This is a genomic window from Micromonospora sp. NBS 11-29 (assembly GCF_002140155.1).
Lineage (GTDB): Bacteria > Actinomycetota > Actinomycetes > Mycobacteriales > Micromonosporaceae > Micromonospora.
Map to the genome: position 1 here is coordinate 269,116 of NZ_NAPR01000017.1, position 18,344 is coordinate 287,459.

An 18,344-nucleotide genomic window follows, 5' to 3' on the forward strand; every position below is an offset into this window, starting at 1 on the left:
TGGGGTCGTTTGCGGGTCAGTCGCGCAGGTGGTCCTCGGAGACCGTCCACAGCAGTTCGGCGGCCTCCGGGTCCCGGGCGTACGGGGCGTATCCGGTGCGGGTGCCCGGCTGGTTCACCCCGGCCTCCTGGCAGTCCTCGAAGTACCGGCCGCCGACGCCGGCCACCAGCGGCGAGGCCGCGACCAGCACGGAGGTGGCCGCCCCCTGCTCGGGCGTCTTCCAGTACGCCGCTCCCCCGCCGCTCTGCGTACGCATCCGCTCCAGTTCCTCGTCGCTGATGTAGCGCTGGAGGTTGGTCCGGATCGCGCCCGGCATCAGCGCGTTGACGTGGATCCCGTCGTCGGCCCACCGCCGGGTCGCCTCGACCGCGAAGAGCACGTTCGCGGTCTTGGCCTGCCCGTACGCCTGCCACGGGTCGTACGGCCGCTGCCGGAAGTGCAGGTCGTCGAAGACCACGGGCGAGCGCAGGTGAGCCGCCGAACTGACCGAGACGACCCGCGCGCCCCCGGCCGCGGCGAGCGCCGGGTGCAGTCCGGTGGCCAGGGCGAAGTGCCCGAGGTGGTTGGTCGCGAACTGCATCTCCCAGCCCTGCTCGGTGCGCATCTCGGGCGAGGCCATGATCCCGGCGTTGTTGACCAGCATGTGCAGCGGGCCGTCCCAGGTGCGGACGAAGGCCGCCACCGAGTCGAGGTCGGCGAGGTCGAGCGGAGCGACCAGGATCCGGTCGTTGCCGGTGGTGCCGGTGATGTCGTCGGCGGCGCGCCGCCCGGCGTCCGGGTTGCGGACCGCGAGGGTGACGTCCGCCCCGGCGGAGGCGAGCGCGCGGGCGGTCTCGACGCCGATACCGGAGGCGCCGCCGGTGACGACGGCCCGCCGGCCGGTCAGGTCGAGGTCGCGGACCACCTCCAGGGCAGTCGTCTCGCGGGAGAACGGGGTGGTGACGGGAGTGCTGGTGGTCATGATCCATCCTTGTCGGCGGCGGAGCGGACCGGTGTCCGCCCGCTACGATGAGAAGCGGAGGACCCTCCGTTAATACCGAGCCTAACCGGAGCATCCTCCGGTTGCCACTCCGGCCGGACGCGTGCCCCGGTCGAGCCGAGGAGGAGCCGTGCCCGACCGACCGCTGCGCGCCGATGCGCTGCGTAACCGGCAGCGACTGCTCGACGCCGCAGTCCAGGCGTTTTCCCGGGTAGGCGCCGAGGTAACGCTGGATCGGGTGGCCAAGGAGGCCGGAGTCGGCATCGGCACCCTCTACCGCCACTTTCCGACCCGCGAGGCATTGATCGAGGCGGCCTACCGCAACGAGCTGGCGAAGCTCTGCGACGCCGGGCCGGAACTGCTGGCCGACCGACCCGCCGAGGCGGCGCTGCGCGCGTGGATGGACCGGTTCGTCGACTACCTCGCCACCAAGCGGGGCATGGCGGACGCGCTGCGACTGGCCATCGCCTCCGGCGCGAACCCGTACGCGCACAGCCGGGACCGGCTGCTCGCCGCCCTGGACGACCTGCTGGCGGCCGGCGTCGCCGCCGGCACCGTACGCGCCGACGTGACCGCCGCCGACGTGCTCGCGAGCCTGAGCGGCGTCTCCCTGGTGGCCGGCGAGCCGGACCAACGCGACCAGGCGGGCCGCCTGCTCGACCTGCTGATGGACGGGCTGCGTCACCGGCAGGGCTGATCACGCGTACGGTCCACGTCGTTCCGGCCCGGCGCGGACCGCGCCCTGACACACTCGGCCGGTGGGCGGGTACGGGCGGCGTGGGCGCCTCGGGCCGGCGGTGCCGGTGGCGCCCGGCGCCCGGGTGGACCGGTTCGAGGTCTTCTTCGACCTGGTCTTCGTCTTCTCGTTCTTCATCATCACCCGGGCCACCGCGCTCCAGGTGAACGGCGGCGCGCTGCTGCACGCCCTGCTGGTCCTCGCCGTGCTCTGGTGGTCGTGGGTGGTGCACAGCGTGGTGGCCACCCGGATCCGGCTCGGCGAGGGCTTCGTCCCGGTGCTGATGACGATCGGCATGGCGGCGCTGTTCACGTTCGCGCTGTCGCTGCCGAGCGCGTTCCGGGACACCCGCGGCAACGACGCCGGGCCGCTGGTCGCGGCGATCAGCTACACCGTCCTCCGGCTGATGCATCTGCTGCTCTACTGGCACGCCGTGCGGGACAGCCCGCAGGAGCGTCGACAGTTGAGCCGGTTCGCGCCGGAGGTCGTCGGCAGCACGGTGCTGCTGCTCGCCGCCGCGCTGCTGCCGTCGAAGATCGACGGCCTCGGCTCCTCGGCGGTGATCCGGGACGGGTTGTGGGTGGCGGTGGTCCTGCTCCAGTACGGCACCGGGCTGCTCGCCGGCAGTTGGGGCTGGGTCGTCACCTCGGCGGAGCACTGGACCGAGCGGTACGACCTCATCCTGATCATCGCGCTGGGCGAGTCGGTCATCTCGGTCGGGGTGGGCAGCAACCTGCTCGGGCAGCCGCCCACCTGGCCGGCCGTGGCGGCGGCGGTGCTCGGCATCTTCTTCACCGCCGCGCTCTGGTGGGCGCACTACGACATGGTCGGACCGGCCGCCCGGATCGCCCTGCACGCGGCGAAGGACGGGCCACGGGTGGCGCTGGCCCGGGACGCGTACGCGTACCTGTTCCTGCCGATGATCGCGGGCATCATCGTGTTCGCGCTCGGCGCCGAGATGATCGTGCACGACATCGCCGACCCGGCCGTGCCGCCGCACGAGCGGGCGTACGGCTCGGACGTGCCGCTGCTCTTCGGCGGGGTGATCTGCTATCTCTGCGGCAACATGCTGTTCCAGTGGCGCGCCCTGCGCACGGTGAGCTGGACCCGGGTCGGCACGGTGGCGCTGCTCGGCGCGGCCATCCCACTCGCACAGCGGATGCCGGGCCTCGCCGCGCTGGCCCTGCTGACCGTGATCACGGTGGGTATGGTGGCCGCCGAGGTGGTCGTCTTCGACGAGGGCCGGCGGGCGCTGCGCAAACTCATCTTCGAGGAGCGGACCAGCCACGAGGCGCACGAGGCGGCGTGGCGGGCCCGCTGGAACGCCCGGCCCGACGAGAGCGGGTGAGCGCGGCGCGTGAACCGGTCGGACGCGTCCTGCGTGGAACACCTCGGNCCGCCGGCGCGGCCGGCACCTGGCAGCTCGGCGACCGGACCGTCAACCGGATCGGCCTCGGCGCGATGCGCCTGACTGCGAACGCCGACGGCAGCCCGAGCGACCGGGACCGGGCCGTCGCCGTGCTGCGCCGCGCGGTCGAGCTGGGCGTCAACCACATCGACACGGCGTCGTTCTACTTCTCGCCGCTGCGCTCGGCGAACGAGCTGATCAACCGGGCGCTGTCGCCGTACCCGGAGGACCTGGTCATCGTGACCAAGGTCGGGCCGGGCAAGGACCCGTCCGGCCGGTGGTTGCCGGCGGCCCGGCCGGACGAGCTCCGCGGTCAGGTCGAGGAGAACCTGCGCCAGCTCGGCCGGGACCACCTCGACGTGGTCAACCTGCGGGTGCACGGCCCGGAGCCGCTGGCCGAGCACTTCGGCGCGCTCGCCGAACTGGTCGACGCCGGGCTGATCCGGCACCTCGGCGTCTCGGCGGTACGCCCGCACCAGGTCGCCGAGGCGCGCACGATCGCCCCGGTGGTCTGCGTGCAGAACTCGTACGGCCTCGGCTACCGCCGGAGCAACGACGAGCTGATCCGGGACTGCGCCGCCCACGGCACCGCGTTCGTGCCGTTCTTCTCCATCGCCGCCAGCGGGCGGGAGGCCGGCGCGACCGGCGAGGAGCACCCCGAGGTACGCGCGGTGGCACAGGAGCGCGGCGTCAGCCCGGCCCAGGTGCGGCTGGCCTGGACGCTGAGCCGGGGCCCGAACGTGCTCGCCATCCCTGGCACCGGCGATCCGGCGCACCTGGAGCAGAACGTCGCCGCCGGCGCGCTCCGCCTCTCCGCCGCCGAACTGGCCCGCCTCGACGCGGTGTGAGGTGTTGAGCGGGGCCCCTCCTCACCCCTTCGGCCCTCGGCAGAAGGGTGCGGTGGGGAGCGGGGTGAGGCCGGAGACTGGGCCGATGGCGACCTTCTCCGTACAGGCCCGGCCCACCGACGCGGCGAGCTGGGCCGAACTGGCCCGCACCGTCGAGGCAGCCGGCTTCGACGCGCTCTCCGCCGCCGACCACCCGGGTTTCGGCCCGTCCCCCTTCGTGTCGCTCGCCGCCGCGGCGGCGGTGACCGGCACGTTGGGCCTCGGCTCGTACGTGTCGAACGCCGGCATCCGGGAACCGCTCCTGCTCGCCACCGACGTGGCCACGCTGGACGTGGTCTCCGGCGGCCGGGCGCGGCTCGGCCTGGGCGCCGGCCACACGCCGGGCGAGTGGCGGGCCGTCGGGCGCGAGCGCCCGGACGTCGCCGGCCGGGTCCGCCGCTGCGTCGCGGTGGCCGAGGCGGTACGCGCGCTGCTGGCCGGCGACGAGGTCACCGTGGACACGCCGGACCTGGCCGCGTACGCTGCCCGCCTCGACGAACCGCGACCGGTCCAGGACCGGATCCCCCTCACCCTGGGCACGGCCAATTCGACGCTGCTGCGCTGGGCCGGCGCGCACGCCGACGTGGTCGGCCTGACCGGCTTCGGCCGTACCCTGGCCGACGGCCACCGGCACGAGGCGCGGTGGCGGGCCGACCAGATCGAGGCGCAGCTCGCCCATGTGGTGGCCGGCGCGGCCGGCCGGGACACGCCGCCGGTCCTGGAGGCGCTGGTCCAGCACGTCGCCGTCACCGACGACGCCGAGGCCGCCGCGGCGCCGATCGCCGCCCGCCTCGATCTCACCGTCACCGAGCTCCTGGCCACCCCGTTCGTGCTGATCGGCACCGCCGACGAGATCGCGACGGCCGTCGCCACGCACGAGCGCCGCTGGGGCGTCACCCGCTTCGTGGTACGCGCCGACGCCGTCGACGCGATCGCGCCACTCCTGCCGCGGATGGCCGAAACGGGTCGACTTCGAGCGCACTCCAAGTAGGACACTGGGGCCATGACGACGACACGACGACTGGGCCGCAGCGGCATCGAGGTCAGCGCCATCGGGATGGGCTGCTGGGCGATCGGCGGCCCGCTCTGGGCCGGTGAGCAGCCGCTCGGCTGGGGCGAGGTGGACGACGACGAGTCGATCCGCACCGTCCACCGGGCGCTGGACCTGGGCGCGACCCTCTTCGACACCTCCAGCAACTATGGCGCGGGGCACAGCGAGCGGGTGCTCGGCCGCGCGCTCGCCGGCCGCCGCGACCGGGCGGTGATCGCCACCAAGTTCGGCTACCCCACTGACGAGGCGACCCGGCAGGCCGCCGGCGAGGACGGCACTCCCGACTATGCGCGGCGCAGCCTGGAGGGCTCGCTGCGCCGGCTCGGCACCGACCATGCCGACCTCTACCAACTGCACCTGGGCGGGCTGCCGGTGCCGCAGGCGCTGGACCTCGTGGACACGTTGGAGGGCCTGGTCACCGAGGGCAAGATCCGGGCGTACGGCTGGAGCACCGACGATCCGGCGGCGGCGCGGGCGTTCGCCGAGGCGGGCCCGCACTGCGCGGCGATCCAGCACGACCAGTCGGTGCTGCGGGACAACGCCGCGATGCTCGCGGTCTGTGAGGAGTTCGACCTGGCCAGCCTCAACCGGGGGCCGCTGGCGATGGGCCTGCTCACCGCCAAGTACCAGGACGCGCCGGCCGCCCGGGGCGGCGACGACGTGCGCGGCGTGGCACCCGAGTGGCTGACCTGGTTCACCGACGGCGTCCCGCGCGCCGACTGGGCCGACCGGGTGGCCCAGGTCCGCGAGGCGCTCACCGCCGACGGCCGCACGCTCGCCCAGGGCGCGCTGGGCTGGCTGCTCGCCCGCAGCCCGCAGACGCTGCCGATCCCAGGCTGCCGGACGGTCGGCCAGGCCGAGGAGAACATCGGCACCCTGGCGTACGGGCCGCTGCCCGAAGCGTCGTTCGCCGAGGTGGAACGCCTCCTGGCCGACCTGCGCACCGCCCCGGCGACCGCCTGAGCGCTGCGTCGACATGACGTAGCGGGACATCACTAGCAAGGTGTCGCGGTCGCGGTCGAGGCTGCGGCCGCCACACCGGCGTCCGGGGTCACGCGGATCGGCCGACCTCGCGACTAAGCTCTGATCATGCTGACTCGGCTGGAGGNATCGCTGGCGCGAACGGGATGGGGAAATCGAACGTATTCGACGCGATAGAGTTTCTGTCCTACCTGGCGACCGACTCCCTGGCTCGGGCCGCGCAGCGAGTACGGGGAACATCCGACGCCGTAGGCAGCGACCCTCGGGATCTCTTCTGGGACGGCTATCGGCAGGACGAGCACCGCATCCGGATCGCCGCGGAAATGATCGTGCCGAGCGAAGTCGAAGATGAACTCGGCGAACAGGCTCGCCCCGAGGCAACGTTCCTTCGTTACGAGGTGACGCTCGGCTACGGGCCAACGCGCGGTGAACATGGTGGAGGGCGGCTCCATCTGCTGCGTGAGGACCTACGTCAGGTCGAAAGTCCGAAGGCACGACTCGGTTTCGCAGCCGACGACGCCTTCCTCGACTCGATCATTCTGAGCAGCGAGAGAGATCCCGTCTATCTTTCCACCGACCGACGTGGTACGCAGGCCGTCTTCATCAACAGTCATGAGGGCGGGCACACCGTGGAAAAATCACGGTCTCCCGGCCGCGCCGCGCGCACGGTGCTCAGCACTACGATCACCGCCGAAAACCCGACCATCCTCGCAGCGCGTCACGAGATGCAGCGGTGGCGCCGGCTGGCATTGGAACCGTCGGCGTTACGATCGCCGGACGGCGAGACCAGTCCGGAGAGAATGAGTTCGCGTGGGCGCCACCTTCCGAGCACGCTGTACCGGGTGGCGCATGCGCCAGACTGGTCGGGCGACCCGGAGCGGATCTATGCCCGGGTCGCGGGCCGTTTGTCGGACCTCACCGGGCTCGCCGTCGAGGCGCTCGATGTCGAGTTCGACGACGTGCGCCAGACATTCACCCTCTTCCTGCAGGAAAGGGGAGGACTTCGTCTCCCTGCGCGCGCCCTCTCCGAGGGCACTCTCCGCTTCCTGGCGCTTTGCGTGCTGCTGGAGGATTCGGAGTTCAACGGACTCGTTTGCATGGAGGAACCGGAGAACGGGATTCATCCAGCGAACCTGCCCGCAATGGTGCAACTTGTCGGCGACCTCGCCGTCGATCCGACGGATTCACCGAGTGCGACCAATCCCTTCCGACAGGTGATCATCAACACGCACTCGCCGGGCGTCGTCCAGCTTTGCGACCCGAGCGACCTCCTATTGGCGCAACTCCGACCACGCTCACTGCCCGGACGGGGAATCGTGCGATCACTCGCACTCCTGCCGTACCGGAGCTCCTGGCGTGCCCAGCCGGGGCGTTCCACATTCTCGGAGGCCGACGTGGTGGCCTACCTGACCAATCCTCCGTCGGCTCAGCTGCACATTCCTCCAGGTCTGTCGGCATGAGCAGCCGGGTCTTCTCCGGGCTGTTCATCGCCGAAGGCAGCTCCGACCAACCCTTGGCAGAGCACATCCAGTTGCTGTTCTACGAGCGTGGGGTGGAGCTGACTCTCAGCTCCCCGGAGTTCGAACGGCTGCCGTCCCGGGTCTCGAAGGACGTCGGGTCCCGGATGGCTGCGGGCTTGGCGTTGACACACGGCCCGGTCGACCTGATCGTGGTGCACCGGGACGCTGACAACGCCGGCTACCCGGCGCGTCTGCAGGAGATCACCAAGGCCCACGCCGCCACCTCACGCGATGCGGCGCTGATCCCGGTGATACCCGTACGGATGACGGAGGCCTGGCTGCTGCTCGATGAGGCCGCGATTCGGCAGGTCGCCGGAAATCCCCGAGGACGGACAAACCTAGGCCTCCCGAAGGTCCACGAGGTGGAATCGATCAGGGACCCTAAAACGCGGCTGGCGGACTGCATTCTCCGCGCGGCCGACGAGACGGGGAGACGCCGCGACGTCGTCAAGGCACGGTTCAACGAACATCGTCGTCAACTTCTGGCTCGACTGGAGCTGTCCGGTCCGCTCTGCCGACTGGAGAGCTGGAATCGGCTCACACACGACGTCGACCAGGTGGTGAAGGGCTGGAAGTAGATGCGTGACGAGTGAGTGACTCCGCTCAAGGCATCCGGATCGCGCCGCGTACTCGAAGATGTGAGCATGCGGATCCTCATGGCCGGCGCGTCCGGCTTCCTCGGCACCCGACTGGTCGACCGGCTCACCGCGGACGGCCACCAGGTCACCCGCCTGGTCCGCCGCCCGCCGCGCGTCCCGGACGAGCGGCAGTGGAATCCGTCCGCCGCGCAGCTCGACCCGCAGGTGGTCGCGGACGCCGACGCGGTGGTCAACCTGGCCGGCGCGGGGGTGGGCGACAAGCGCTGGAACGACGACTACCGAAAGCTGATCCGGACCAGCCGGGTGGACAGCACCACCACGCTCGCCATCACGATCGCCGGCCTGCCCGCCGGGGACCGGCCGGCGGCGCTGCTGAACTCGTCCGCGGTCGGCTGGTACGGCAACACCGGCGACCGGACGGTGGAGGAGGACGCGCCGGCCGGTGAGGGGTTCCTCGCCGACGTCTGCCGGGTCTGGGAGGCGGCGACCCGACCGGCCGAGGACGCCGGGGTACGGGTGGTGCGGCTGCGTACCGGCCTGCCGCTGCACCGCGACGGCGGCCTGCTCAAGCCGCAGCTCCTGCCGTTCCGGCTGGGCGTCGGCGGCAAGCTGGGCAGCGGTCGGCAGTGGCTGCCGTGGATCTCCATGCCGGACTGGCTGGACGCGGTGGGCTTCCTGCTGGCCCGCGAGGATGTGGCCGGGCCGGTCAACGTGGTCGGCCCGGCGCCGGTCACCAACGCCGAGTTCACCCGGGAGCTGGCCCGGCAACTGCACCGGCCGGCGATCATGCCGATCCCGGCGCTGGCTTTGAAGGTCGCCCTGGGTGGGTTCGCCCAGGAGGCGCTCACCAGCACCCGGGTGCTGCCGGCCGTCCTCGGCAAGGCCGGCTTCACCTGGTCCCACCCGGACCTGCCGAGCGCGCTGCGCGCCGCCCTCGACGGGTGAGGGCGGNCTCTACCGGAGGCGTTAACAGGGGGCCCTTCCTTGCAGGTGTCAGCAGTTGACGACCCAGTAGTTGGGGGCGGTCTGCTTCAGCGTGGTGGAGTAGAAGGTGTTGTAGAGGCCCATCCGCTGGCCGCTGCCCAGCGCGTACGCATAGCCGCCGGACTGGTAGGCGCGGCCGGCGGCGACGTGCGCGTAGTTGCTGGCCGTGACGCAGACCGGCGCGGTGGTCGGCGACGCGGTCGGGGTGGGCGACGCGGTCGGCCTGGGCGTCGCGGTCGCCGTCGGGGTCGGGCTGGGCGCGACGCCGCCGCCGAGGCCGAAGAAGAGCGCGTCGCGGTACGTCGAGCAGATGGTGTCCAGGAAGTACGCCCCGGCGGTGCCGCACTGGTCGGCCGCCGAGCCCGGGTCGACCGGGGTGCCGTGGCCCATGCCGGCGACCCGGTAGAGACGTACCTGGTCGTTGCCGTAGACCTCCAGGCTGGTGCCGCCCGGCAGCGACGAGGTGCTGGTCGGGGTCGCCGACACGCCCAGCACGTTGGTCCACTGGTCCCGTGACTCGGTCGCGTTGACCACGTTGACCGTGTAGTCGCTGGTGCCGTGCCAGACGGCCACCTTCGGCCGCCGGCCGGAGTAGCCGGCGTACGCGTTGCGGACCAGGTCGCCCCACTGCGCCGGGGTCTTGTCCACGCCCGGGTTCATGCAGCTGTAGGCGCTGGTCGTGCTGGTGGCGCAGCGGTACGGGACACCGGCGATGATCGAGCCGGCGGCGAACACGTCCGGGTAGGTGGCGAGCATGACCGAGCTCATCGCGCCGCCGGCGGAGAGGCCGCTGACGTAGACCCGGCTGGCGTCGGTGCCGTAGGTCGTCCTGGCGTGGTCGACCATCTGCTTGATCGACAGCGCTTCGCCCTGGCCCCGGGCGGTGTCGCCGGTCTCGAACCAGTTGAAGCAGGAGGTGCTGTTGTTGCTCGACGGCTGCTGCGGCACGATCAGCGCGAACTTCCACTGGTCGGCGTACTTCTGCCAACCGGAGTTGGTGAAGTAGGTGGCGGCGTTCTGGGCGCAGCCGTGCAGCAGCACCACGGCCGGCGCGTTGGCGGGCAGGCCGTCCGGGCGGTAGGCGTACATGGTCAGGTTGCCGGGGTTCGAGCCGAATCCGGTGACCTGGGTCAGCGAGGCGGCCTGCGCGGGCAGCGCGGCGACCAGGACGCCGGCCGCGGCCAGCACGACCCCGGCCGCCGCCCCGGCGAGGCGGGTGATGAGGGATGAGGAGCGGGACACGGGGACCTCCCGATCATGGAATGTGAACTGAATCACTCTCCGAGTTGCCGAGACGTTACGGCCGTGTTTCGCCCCTCGGAATGGGTGCTGGTCACACATTCACGGTCCGGGCGGTGTGCCCTGGTCCGGTTGGTAACGTCCGCTGCGTGCCGTCCTCCCCGTCCCCGGTCACCCGCGACCGTCGCGCCGATCTGCTGGTGACGCTCGCGGCGGTGGCGCTGGCGCTCTGGGTGACCAGCGGGATGTGGCGGGACCCGAACACCCGCACGATCACCGTCAACTCCAGCGACCAGGCGCTGTTCGAGTGGCTGCTGGCCTTCGGCGGGCACGCGCTCACGCACGGCCAGAACCCGCTCTTCACCCACCTGATCAACGTTCCGGACGGGGTGAACCTCGCGGTCAACACCTCGATCACCGTGTACGCGGCGGTGTTCGCGCCGCTGACGTACCTGATCGGGCCGCCGGCGACGTTCCTGGTGATCCTCACGCTCAACCTGGCCGCCACCGCGGTGGCCTGGTACTGGCTGCTCAGCCGGCACCTGGTCGGCAGTCGGCTGGCCGCCGGGGTGGGCGCGCTGTTCATCGCCTACTGCCCGGCGATGGTGTCGCATGCCAACGCGCACCTGAACTGGACCGCCGGCTGGCTGGTGCCGCTGCTGATCTGGGGCGTGTTCCGGCTGGCCCGGCCCGGCCCGGCCCACCGCGCGGTCCTCGGCGGGGTCGTGCTCGGCCTGCTGGTGGCGGTGGCGTTCTCGATCGCCGCCGAAGGGCTCTTCTTCACCGCCCTGGCGCTCGCCGCGTTCCTGCTGCTCTGGGCGCTGCACCCGGCCCGTCGCGCGGAGGTGCGGGCGGTGCTCCCGCGCGTGCTGGCCGGGCTCGGGGTGACCGCGTTGGTGGCCGGCGCGCTGCTGGCGTACCCGCTCTGGCTGCACTTCGCCGGGCCGCAACGGTTCCACGGCACCGGGTTCGACCCGCTGATCCACTCCGAGGACATCGCCGCGTACGGGTCCTATCCGCGCCGGTCGCTCGCCGGCTGGGCCGGGTTCGGCACCTCACTGGCCCCGAACCCGACCGAGGAGAACTCGTTCTTCGGGGTTCCGCTGCTGCTGCTCGCGGTCGCCTGCTTCGCGCTGCTGTGGCGGCGCGCGGACCGGGCGTTCCGGGCCACCCTGCTGGCGCTCGGCGTGACCGCCGTGGTCTTCGCGGTGCTCTCCTGGGGGCCGACCGTCAAATGGAACGGCCGGCGTACCGACCAGCTCCTGCCGTTCGGCGTCCTGGACAACCTGCCGGTGATCAACGCGGCGTTGCCGTCCCGGCTGGCGCTGGTCGTCGCGCCGGTGATCGGCCTGCTGCTGGCGTACGCGATCGACGCGCTGCGCGCCCGGCCGCCCCGACGGCGGGCGAGCGGCGCGGCCTGGGTCGTCGGGTTCGTCGCCGCGCTGCTGCCGCTGCTGCCCACCCCGCTGCTCACCAGCGTCCGCGAGCCGGTCCCGGTCTTCATCACCGGCGGGGCCTGGAAGCGCTACGTCCCGCCCGACGGGGTGCTCACCCCGCTGCCGCTGACCGTCGACGTCTACCCGGACGGGCAGCGGTGGCAGGCGTACGCGCTCGCCCACCGGCAGGGTGAGTTCCGCATCCCGGCCGGCTTCTTCCTCGGCCCCGGCGGGCCGGACGGCCGGGGCCGGATCGGCCCGGTGCCGCGCACCTTCGACTCGCTGATGGACCAGGCCGGCCGGACCGGGCTGGTGCCGATCGTCACCGAGGGCAGCATCGAGGAGTCCCGGGCCGACCTGCGGTACTGGGGGGTGCGGGCGGTGGTGCTGGCCGACCGGGTGCACGGCGCCAAGTTCGACGTGGACGAGGAGGCGCTGCGGCGCACCGCCACCGCCCTGCTCGGCCCGCCCGAGCGGGTCGAGGACGTCTGGCTGTGGCGGGTGCCGGCGGCGTGACCTCTGCCGTGCGACGGTCCGGAGTGACGCGACGAGCGTCACGAGGGGACGACCCGACCGGCCGGACTAGGCTGGAGCGGTGAGCGTGACGACTTCCGAGCCGACCGCCGTGCGCGCCGGCCGGCTCGACTACCAGGCCGCCTGGGACGAGCAGCGCCGGCTGCACGAGGCCGTGGCGGCCGGCGAGCGTGGCGACACGGTGCTGCTGCTGGAGCATCCCAGCGTCTACACCGCCGGCAAGCGCACCGAGCCGTGGGACCGGCCGATGGACGGCACGCCGGTGGTGGACGTGGACCGCGGCGGCAAGATCACCTGGCACGGTCCGGGGCAGCTCGTCGGCTACCCGATCGTCCGCCTGCCCGACCCGGTCGACGTGGTGGCGTACGTCCGGCGCACCGAGCAGTTGCTGATCGACGTCTGCGCCGAGTTCGGGCTCGCCGCCGGCCGGGTCGAGGGACGCAGCGGCGTCTGGGTCCCGGAAGACGACCGTGGCCCGGCGCGCAAGGTGGCCGCCATCGGCATCCGGGTCGCCCGTGGTGTGACGCTGCACGGCTTCTCCGTCAACTGCGACTGCGACCTGGGCTTCTTCGACCGGATCGTGCCCTGCGGCATCCGCGACGCCGGGGTCACGTCGCTCACCGCCGAGCTGGGCCGGCCGGTGACGGTCACCGACGTGCTGCCGGTCGTCGAGCGGCACCTGCCCACCCTGACCCGCGTCTGACCCGGGTCGCGGAAGGATCAATAGATAGTCATTGATATTTACTGTCGCGAATGCGACGCTGGGGATGGAAGCGCTCCCACACCCATCCTATGCGCCGAAGGAGGACGTAACCGTGCGTTCCCACCACCAAACCGACCGGTCGCGATCAGCCGTCCGCCGCCCCGTCCGCGCGCTCGTCATGGCGCTCGCCCTGCTGGCCGGCATCCTGGCCGTGCCCGGCGCGGCCCAGGCACACGGCACGATCGTCAGCCCGGCCACCCGCGCCTACAAGTGCTGGCAGACCTGGGGCAGCCAACACACCAACCCGGCCATGCAGCAGCAGGACCCCATGTGCTGGCAGGCGTTCCAGGCCAACGCCGACACCATGTGGAACTGGATGAGCGCGCTGCGCGACGGCCTCGGCGGGCAGTTCCAGGCCCGCACCCCGGACGGGCAGCTCTGCAGCAACGCCCTGTCCCGCAACGACAGCCTGAACCGGCCCGGGGCGTGGAAGACCAGCAACATCGGTCGCAACTTCTCGGTCCAGCTCTACGACCAGGCCAGCCACGGCGCGGACTACTTCAAGGTCTACGTGAGCAAGCAGGGGTTCAACCCGACCACCCAGACCCTCGGGTGGAGCAACCTCGACTTCATCACGCAGACCGGCCGGTACGCGCCGTCGCAGAACATCAGCTTCAACGTCTCGACCTCCGGCTACACCGGACACCACATCCTGTTCGTGATCTGGCAGGCGTCCCACCTCGACCAGGCGTACATGTGGTGCAGTGACGTCAACTTCACCTGATCCGAGGCGCACCGCTCCGGGCCCGGGACGCACTCGTCCCGGGCCCGGGCTCGTCCCCCTCAGGGAGTGAGGCGGTGCAGGTCGCGCGGGAAGGCGGTCACCTCCCGGACGTTCGCCGCGCCGATCAACCGGGCCACGAACCGCTCCAGCCCGATCGCGAACCCGCCGTGCGGCGGCATGCCGTGCCGGAACGCGTCCACGTACCCGGCGTACGGCTCGACCGGCTCGCACCGCGCCGCCAGCGCGGCCAGGTAGTCGGCGTGCCGGTGCAGCCGCTGCCCGCCGGTGACCAGTTCCATGCCCCGGAACAGCAGGTCAAACCCGTTCGAGTACGCCGGGCGGGCCGGGTCCGGGTGGGTGTAGAAGGGCCGCTTCGCCATCGGGTACCCGGTGACGAACAGGAAGTCGCTGCCGTACTCGGCCCGCGCCCACTCCCCCAGCGCCCGCTCGTGCGCGGGCGCCAGGTCCGGCTCGCCGGCCGGCGCACCGGCGATTGCCAGCGCGTCGGTGAAGTGCACCGCCGGGATCTCGGCGGGCACCGCCGGCACCGTCACCCCGAGCGTGTCCAGCGCGCCGCCGGCCCGGTCCGCGACGCCCGCCAGCATTCCGGCGACGGTGTCGCGCAGCACCGCCATCACGTCCCGGTGATCGGTCACGAAGCCCAACTCGACGTCGAGCGAGGTGTACTGGGCCAGGTGGCGGACGGTGTCGTGCGGCTCGGCCCGGAACACCGGCCCCACCTCGTAGACCCGCTCGAAGACGCCCACCATGAGCTGCTTGTAGAACTGCGGCGACTGGGCCAGGTAGGCGGGCCGGCCGAACCAGTCCAGCGCGAAGACGTTCGCGCCGCTCTCGGTGGACGAGCCGACCACCTTCGGGGTGTGCACCTCGACGAAGCGCCGCCGGTCGAGCGTGGCCCGGAAGCCGGCCACCGCCGCCGCCGAGATCCGCAGCGCGGCGGAGCGGGTGGGATGGCGCAACGCGGTCGACGCGTGGTCGAGCTGGGTGGGCAGGCTCGCGGCGAGCACCGGCCGGTACAGGTCGAACGGTGGCGGCACGGCGGGCGGGCCGAGCGGTCGTACCGTCGGCTCGACGACCTCGACCCCGGCGGGCGCGGTGGGGTTCGCGACCACGGTGCCGACCACCTCGACGACGGTCTCCTCGGTGAGCGCCTCGACCTGCGCGCGCACGTCGGGCGCGGCGACCACGACCTGCGCGAGCCCGGCGGCGTCCCGGACGATCAGGAAGGCCACCGACTTGAGCAGCCGGCGGCGGTGGACCCAGCCGGCGAGCCGTACGCTCGCGCCGACGTGGGCGGGGAGTTGGGTGGACAGGATGCGTTGCACGGTGGCTACCTCCTTGTTCAAATCGCAACGCGATCCCCAGGGAGGTGTGGGCGAGCGGGAAACCTCGCGGTGCCACCACACCTTCGCCCCCGCCGGAGCGGGAGCCTCGTTCGTCGCCTTTTCACCGGGGCCGGCCGGGCGGGTTCTACTGGGCGCGGGTGTTAACAAGGGGCCCCGCCTCTACCGGAGGCGTTAACAGGGGGCCCTTCCTAACACCGCCACCGCCGAAATGTGACGAGGTTTTTTGGCCTCTCGTGTCCGGTGTCACAGCGGTTCCGGCGTGACCGCCGTCGCCCGACGTTCATCGACCGTCGCCGACCGGCGTAGGCTCGGTTTCGTGACGATCGAGCAAACCGCGCCGACGACTGAGCAGCCAGCGCGCACCGCGACGGTCGCCCCTGAGGGGCGGCGGATGCTGCGGATCGAGGCGCGCAACGCCGAGACGCCGATCGAGCGTAAACCGCCGTGGATCAAGGTCAAGGCCAAGATGGGCCCGGAGTACACCCAACTGCGCGGGCTCGTCTCGCGCGAGGGGCTGCACACCGTGTGCCAGGAGGCCGGCTGCCCCAACATCTACGAGTGCTGGGAGGACCGGGAGGCCACCTTCCTCATCGGTGGCGACCAGTGCACCCGGCGCTGCGACTTCTGCCAGATCGACACCGGCAAACCGGCCGAGTTCGACGCCGACGAGCCGCGTCGCGTCGCCGAGTCGGTCGCCGCGATGGGCCTGCGCTACGCGACCATCACCGGCGTGGCCCGTGACGACCTGCCCGACGGTGGCGCCTGGCTCTACGCCGAGACGGTCCGGCAGATCCACGCGTTGCAGTCCGGCTGCGGCGTCGAGCTGCTGATCCCCGACTTCAACGCGGTGCCCGAGCAGCTCGCCGAGGTCTTCGGCGCGCGCCCGGAGGTGCTCGCGCACAACGTCGAGACGGTGCCGCGCATCTTCAAGCGGATCCGCCCGGCGTTCCGCTACGAGCGCTCGCTCGACGTCATCCGCCAGGCGCGCGCGGACGGGCTGGTCACCAAGAGCAACCTCATCCTCGGCATGGGCGAGGAGCGCGCCGAGATCTCCCAGGCGCTGCGCGACCTGCACGAGGCCGGCTGCGAGCTGATCACCATCACGCAGTACCTCCGCCCGTCCCCTCGGCACCACCCGGTCACCCGCTGGGTCAAGCCGGAGGAGTTCGTCGAGCTGCGCGAGGAGGCCGAGGAGATCGGCTTCGCCGGCGTGATGAGCGGGCCACTGGTCCGCTCGTCGTACCGCGCCGGGCGGCTCTACCAGCAGGCGCTCGCCGCCCGCGACGGGGTCGCCGTCGCGGGCTGAGGCTCGCGCGTCGCCAGATCGCCGAACTGGTGTCATCGAACCGGACCGGACCCCGCCACCTCGCCGAAACGGCGTCGATACCCCGTCCGACGCCGTGCCCGACCACGGAACCGGTGGCCACGGATCAACCGCTTGTGCGGCGCCCACTAGACTCTGCGACATGGCAAAGCCCCAGGAGAAGGTCTCGTTCGGCCAGCGGCTGAAGCAGATCGGGATGGTGTTCAAGTTCACCGCCAAGCAGGACAAGTGGTTCGCGCCACTGGCCGCGGCGGCGGTGCTGATCCCGCTCGCGCTCACCGTGGTCGCGGTGATCGCCTGGGGCTGGATCTGGCTGCCGATCGGCATCCTGCTCGCGTTGCTCGCCCTGCTGGTCGTGCTCAACCTGCGCTCCAACAAGGCGATGATGAACGCGGCCGAGGGGCAGCCCGGCGCGGCGGCGCAGATCATGGAGAGCATGCGCGGCGACTGGCGGGTCACCCCGGCGGTCAGCTCGACCACCCAGATGGACATGATCCACCTGGTGGTGGGCCGGCCCGGGGTGATCCTGCTGGCCGAGGGGAACCCGCAGCGCATCCGGGGTCTGCTCGGCCAGGAGAAGCGCCGGCTGGCCAAGGTGATCGGCACCGCGCCGCTGCACGACTACGTGATCGGGCAGGGCGAGGGCGAGTTGCCGGTCCGCAAGCTGCGCATGACGCTGATGCGGCTGCCCCGCAGCCTCACCCCGAAGGACGTCAACGCGCTCGACAAGCGGCTCAAGGCGCTGACCGCACGGCCGCAGATGCCCAAGGGCGCGGTCCCGAAGAACATGCGGCCGCCGCGCGGCGCGTTCCGGCAGACCCGGGGTCGCTGACCCTCGACGTACGCCGAGAAGGAGCCGGTCCCGCGTGGGGGCGGCTCCTTCTGCGTGGGCGGGTCAGCGCCGGGTCGCGTCGGTGACGACCGCGCCGGTGAGCCGGTCGTGCAGGCCGCGCCGGTGGTGGTCCATGATCAGGGCGGGCACCACGAGGGCGAGCAGGAGGCCCCGCAGCAGCGCCCGGGCCAGCCCGATCCGACCGCCGTCGGTCCAGGCGACGACGCGCAGCCGGGTCAGGTACATGCCGGGGGTCTGGGCGAAGAGGCCGAGGAAGAAGCCGTACTCCAGGATCAGCACCAGCACCGGGGGCCAGCCGTCGCGGACCGGGTCGGCGAAGGACCGGGCGACCATCAGGCAGAGCACCCAGTCGATGACCAGCGCGCCGAAGCGGCGGCCGAGGCCGGGGGGCGTGAAGGTGGGGTCGGTGGCGGGCGGCACCGGCGTGGCGGCGGTATCGGTCACAGCGGTCAGGGTAGCGCCGGACCGGCACCTGGCGAAAAATACGACAGATGCCGTCAATCGCTCACAGAGCGCGCGGGCATGACGCTCCGCGAGCGACGTAACACGGCGGAAACAGAAGAGACATGGCCGGGCAACCCCCCGGCCATAGCGTCGCCAGGAGCCAGCCACCGACGTGGACCTGCCAGGAGGACGTGTGTTCGCCAATCCCGAGGAACTCCTGCGATACCTCAAGAACGAGGACGTGAAGTTCGTCGACGTACGTTTCTGTGACCTGCCCGGCGTGATGCNGTCGTCCATCCGCGGCTTCCAGGCCATCCACGAGTCGGACATGCTCCTGCTCCCCGACGTGGCCACCGCGTTCGTCGACCCGTTCCGGGCACAGAAGACCGTCGCGATCAACTTCTTCATCCACGACCCGTTCACCCGCGAGGCCTACTCCCGGGACCCGCGCAACGTGGCCAAGAAGGCCGAGGCCTACCTCGCCGCCAGCGGCATCGCCGACACCGCCTACTTCG

Annotated in this window: 18 protein-coding genes; 14 read left to right on the forward strand and 4 right to left on the reverse strand. The window is 71.9% G+C overall.

Annotation, left to right across the window (positions count from 1 at the left end; translation table 11 throughout):
* Positions 1-16: 16 nt before the first annotated feature.
* Positions 17-961, reverse strand: coding sequence for an SDR family NAD(P)-dependent oxidoreductase (locus B1205_RS21895; protein WP_089157305.1), 945 nt, complete (start codon positions 959-961; stop codon positions 17-19).
* Between the two features lie 148 nt (positions 962-1,109).
* Here B1205_RS21895 and B1205_RS21900 point away from each other — a divergent pair, with 148 nt between their 5' ends.
* From B1205_RS21900 to B1205_RS21935, 8 genes are all read left to right on the forward strand, one after another.
* Positions 1,110-1,676 (forward strand): TetR/AcrR family transcriptional regulator, encoded by a 567-nt coding sequence (locus B1205_RS21900; RefSeq protein ID WP_089157306.1) that lies wholly within the window; start codon positions 1,110-1,112, stop codon positions 1,674-1,676.
* A gap of 61 nt (positions 1,677-1,737) precedes the next feature.
* A complete protein-coding gene (locus tag B1205_RS21905) occupies positions 1,738-3,063 on the forward strand; it encodes a low temperature requirement protein A (RefSeq protein WP_089157307.1) in 1,326 nt (441 codons plus the stop codon).
* A 29-nt stretch (positions 3,064-3,092) separates the two neighbouring features.
* Complete coding sequence (locus B1205_RS21910) at positions 3,093-3,971, forward strand: oxidoreductase (protein WP_089157388.1); 879 nt, start codon at positions 3,093-3,095, stop codon at positions 3,969-3,971.
* 85 nt (positions 3,972-4,056) lie between these two features.
* Positions 4,057-5,001, forward strand: coding sequence for an LLM class flavin-dependent oxidoreductase (locus B1205_RS21915; RefSeq protein ID WP_176308723.1), 945 nt, complete (start codon positions 4,057-4,059; stop codon positions 4,999-5,001).
* Positions 5,002-5,013: 12 nt separating this feature from the next.
* A complete protein-coding gene (locus B1205_RS21920; protein WP_089157308.1) occupies positions 5,014-6,024 on the forward strand; it encodes an aldo/keto reductase in 1,011 nt (336 codons plus the stop codon).
* 164 nt (positions 6,025-6,188) lie between these two features.
* Entirely contained in the window at positions 6,189-7,502 is a 1,314-nt protein-coding gene (locus B1205_RS21925) for an AAA family ATPase (RefSeq protein ID WP_089157309.1), read from the forward strand.
* Entirely contained in the window at positions 7,499-8,140 is a 642-nt protein-coding gene (locus B1205_RS21930) for a DUF4276 family protein (protein ID WP_089157310.1), read from the forward strand. Before B1205_RS21925 ends, B1205_RS21930 begins: the two co-directional genes overlap by 4 nt.
* Before the next feature lie 66 nt (positions 8,141-8,206).
* Positions 8,207-9,106: a TIGR01777 family oxidoreductase gene (locus tag B1205_RS21935; RefSeq protein ID WP_089157389.1), complete on the forward strand. Its 900-nt coding sequence runs from the start codon at positions 8,207-8,209 to the stop codon at positions 9,104-9,106.
* A 48-nt stretch (positions 9,107-9,154) separates the two neighbouring features.
* Here B1205_RS21935 and B1205_RS21940 read toward each other — a convergent pair whose 3' ends face one another.
* Entirely contained in the window at positions 9,155-10,387 is a 1,233-nt protein-coding gene (locus B1205_RS21940; RefSeq protein ID WP_089157311.1) for an extracellular catalytic domain type 1 short-chain-length polyhydroxyalkanoate depolymerase, read from the reverse strand.
* Between the two features lie 80 nt (positions 10,388-10,467).
* Here B1205_RS21940 and B1205_RS21945 point away from each other — a divergent pair, with 80 nt between their 5' ends.
* From B1205_RS21945 to B1205_RS21955, 3 genes are all read left to right on the forward strand, one after another.
* A complete protein-coding gene (locus tag B1205_RS21945; protein ID WP_089157312.1) occupies positions 10,468-12,336 on the forward strand; it encodes a DUF2079 domain-containing protein in 1,869 nt (622 codons plus the stop codon).
* Between the two features lie 79 nt (positions 12,337-12,415).
* Positions 12,416-13,057, forward strand: coding sequence for a lipoyl(octanoyl) transferase LipB (gene lipB / locus B1205_RS21950; protein WP_089157313.1), 642 nt, complete (start codon positions 12,416-12,418; stop codon positions 13,055-13,057).
* 112 nt (positions 13,058-13,169) lie between these two features.
* Positions 13,170-13,841 carry a lytic polysaccharide monooxygenase auxiliary activity family 9 protein gene (locus B1205_RS21955; protein WP_254910119.1) on the forward strand — a complete coding sequence of 224 codons (672 nt, stop codon included), beginning with the start codon at positions 13,170-13,172 and terminating at the stop codon, positions 13,839-13,841.
* Between the two features lie 59 nt (positions 13,842-13,900).
* Here the strand turns inward: B1205_RS21955 and aspS are convergent, their stop codons facing one another.
* Positions 13,901-15,187 carry an aspartate--tRNA(Asn) ligase gene (aspS, locus tag B1205_RS21960; RefSeq protein ID WP_089157315.1) on the reverse strand — a complete coding sequence of 429 codons (1,287 nt, stop codon included), beginning with the start codon at positions 15,185-15,187 and terminating at the stop codon, positions 13,901-13,903.
* 280 nt (positions 15,188-15,467) lie between these two features.
* On the opposite strand from aspS, the gene lipA reads away from it, so the two are divergent.
* Both lipA and B1205_RS21970 read left to right on the forward strand, forming a co-directional pair.
* Complete coding sequence (lipA, locus tag B1205_RS21965; protein ID WP_176308725.1) at positions 15,468-16,514, forward strand: lipoyl synthase; 1,047 nt, start codon at positions 15,468-15,470, stop codon at positions 16,512-16,514.
* Between the two features lie 160 nt (positions 16,515-16,674).
* Positions 16,675-17,364: a DUF4191 domain-containing protein gene (locus tag B1205_RS21970; RefSeq protein WP_089157316.1), complete on the forward strand. Its 690-nt coding sequence runs from the start codon at positions 16,675-16,677 to the stop codon at positions 17,362-17,364.
* A 63-nt stretch (positions 17,365-17,427) separates the two neighbouring features.
* Here B1205_RS21970 and B1205_RS21975 read toward each other — a convergent pair whose 3' ends face one another.
* Positions 17,428-17,838 (reverse strand): RDD family protein, encoded by a 411-nt coding sequence (locus B1205_RS21975; RefSeq protein ID WP_089157391.1) that lies wholly within the window; start codon positions 17,836-17,838, stop codon positions 17,428-17,430.
* 184 nt (positions 17,839-18,022) lie between these two features.
* Between B1205_RS21975 and B1205_RS32100 the strand changes: the two genes are divergently transcribed.
* Positions 18,023-18,344, forward strand: a 322-nt coding sequence (locus B1205_RS32100) for a glutamine synthetase beta-grasp domain-containing protein (RefSeq protein ID WP_441338534.1), incomplete at its 3' end; no start/stop codon positions are given.

Excerpts from the sequence above, each read along its gene's own strand:
- B1205_RS21915 (WP_176308723.1), top strand. The coding sequence starts at position 4,057 with ATGGCGACCTTCTCCGTACAGGCCCGGCCCACCGACGCGGCGAGCTGG.
- B1205_RS21935 (WP_089157389.1), top strand. The coding sequence starts at position 8,207 with ATGCGGATCCTCATGGCCGGCGCGTCCGGCTTCCTCGGCACCCGACTG.
- B1205_RS21945 (WP_089157312.1), top strand. The coding sequence starts at position 10,468 with ATGGGTGCTGGTCACACATTCACGGTCCGGGCGGTGTGCCCTGGTCCG.
- B1205_RS21920 (WP_089157308.1), top strand. The coding sequence starts at position 5,014 with ATGACGACGACACGACGACTGGGCCGCAGCGGCATCGAGGTCAGCGCC.
- B1205_RS21930 (WP_089157310.1), top strand. The coding sequence starts at position 7,499 with ATGAGCAGCCGGGTCTTCTCCGGGCTGTTCATCGCCGAAGGCAGCTCC.
- B1205_RS21895 (WP_089157305.1), bottom strand. The coding sequence starts at position 961 with ATGACCACCAGCACTCCCGTCACCACCCCGTTCTCCCGCGAGACGACT.
- B1205_RS21970 (WP_089157316.1), top strand. The coding sequence starts at position 16,675 with ATGGCAAAGCCCCAGGAGAAGGTCTCGTTCGGCCAGCGGCTGAAGCAG.
- B1205_RS21925 (WP_089157309.1), top strand. The coding sequence starts at position 6,189 with ATGGGGAAATCGAACGTATTCGACGCGATAGAGTTTCTGTCCTACCTG.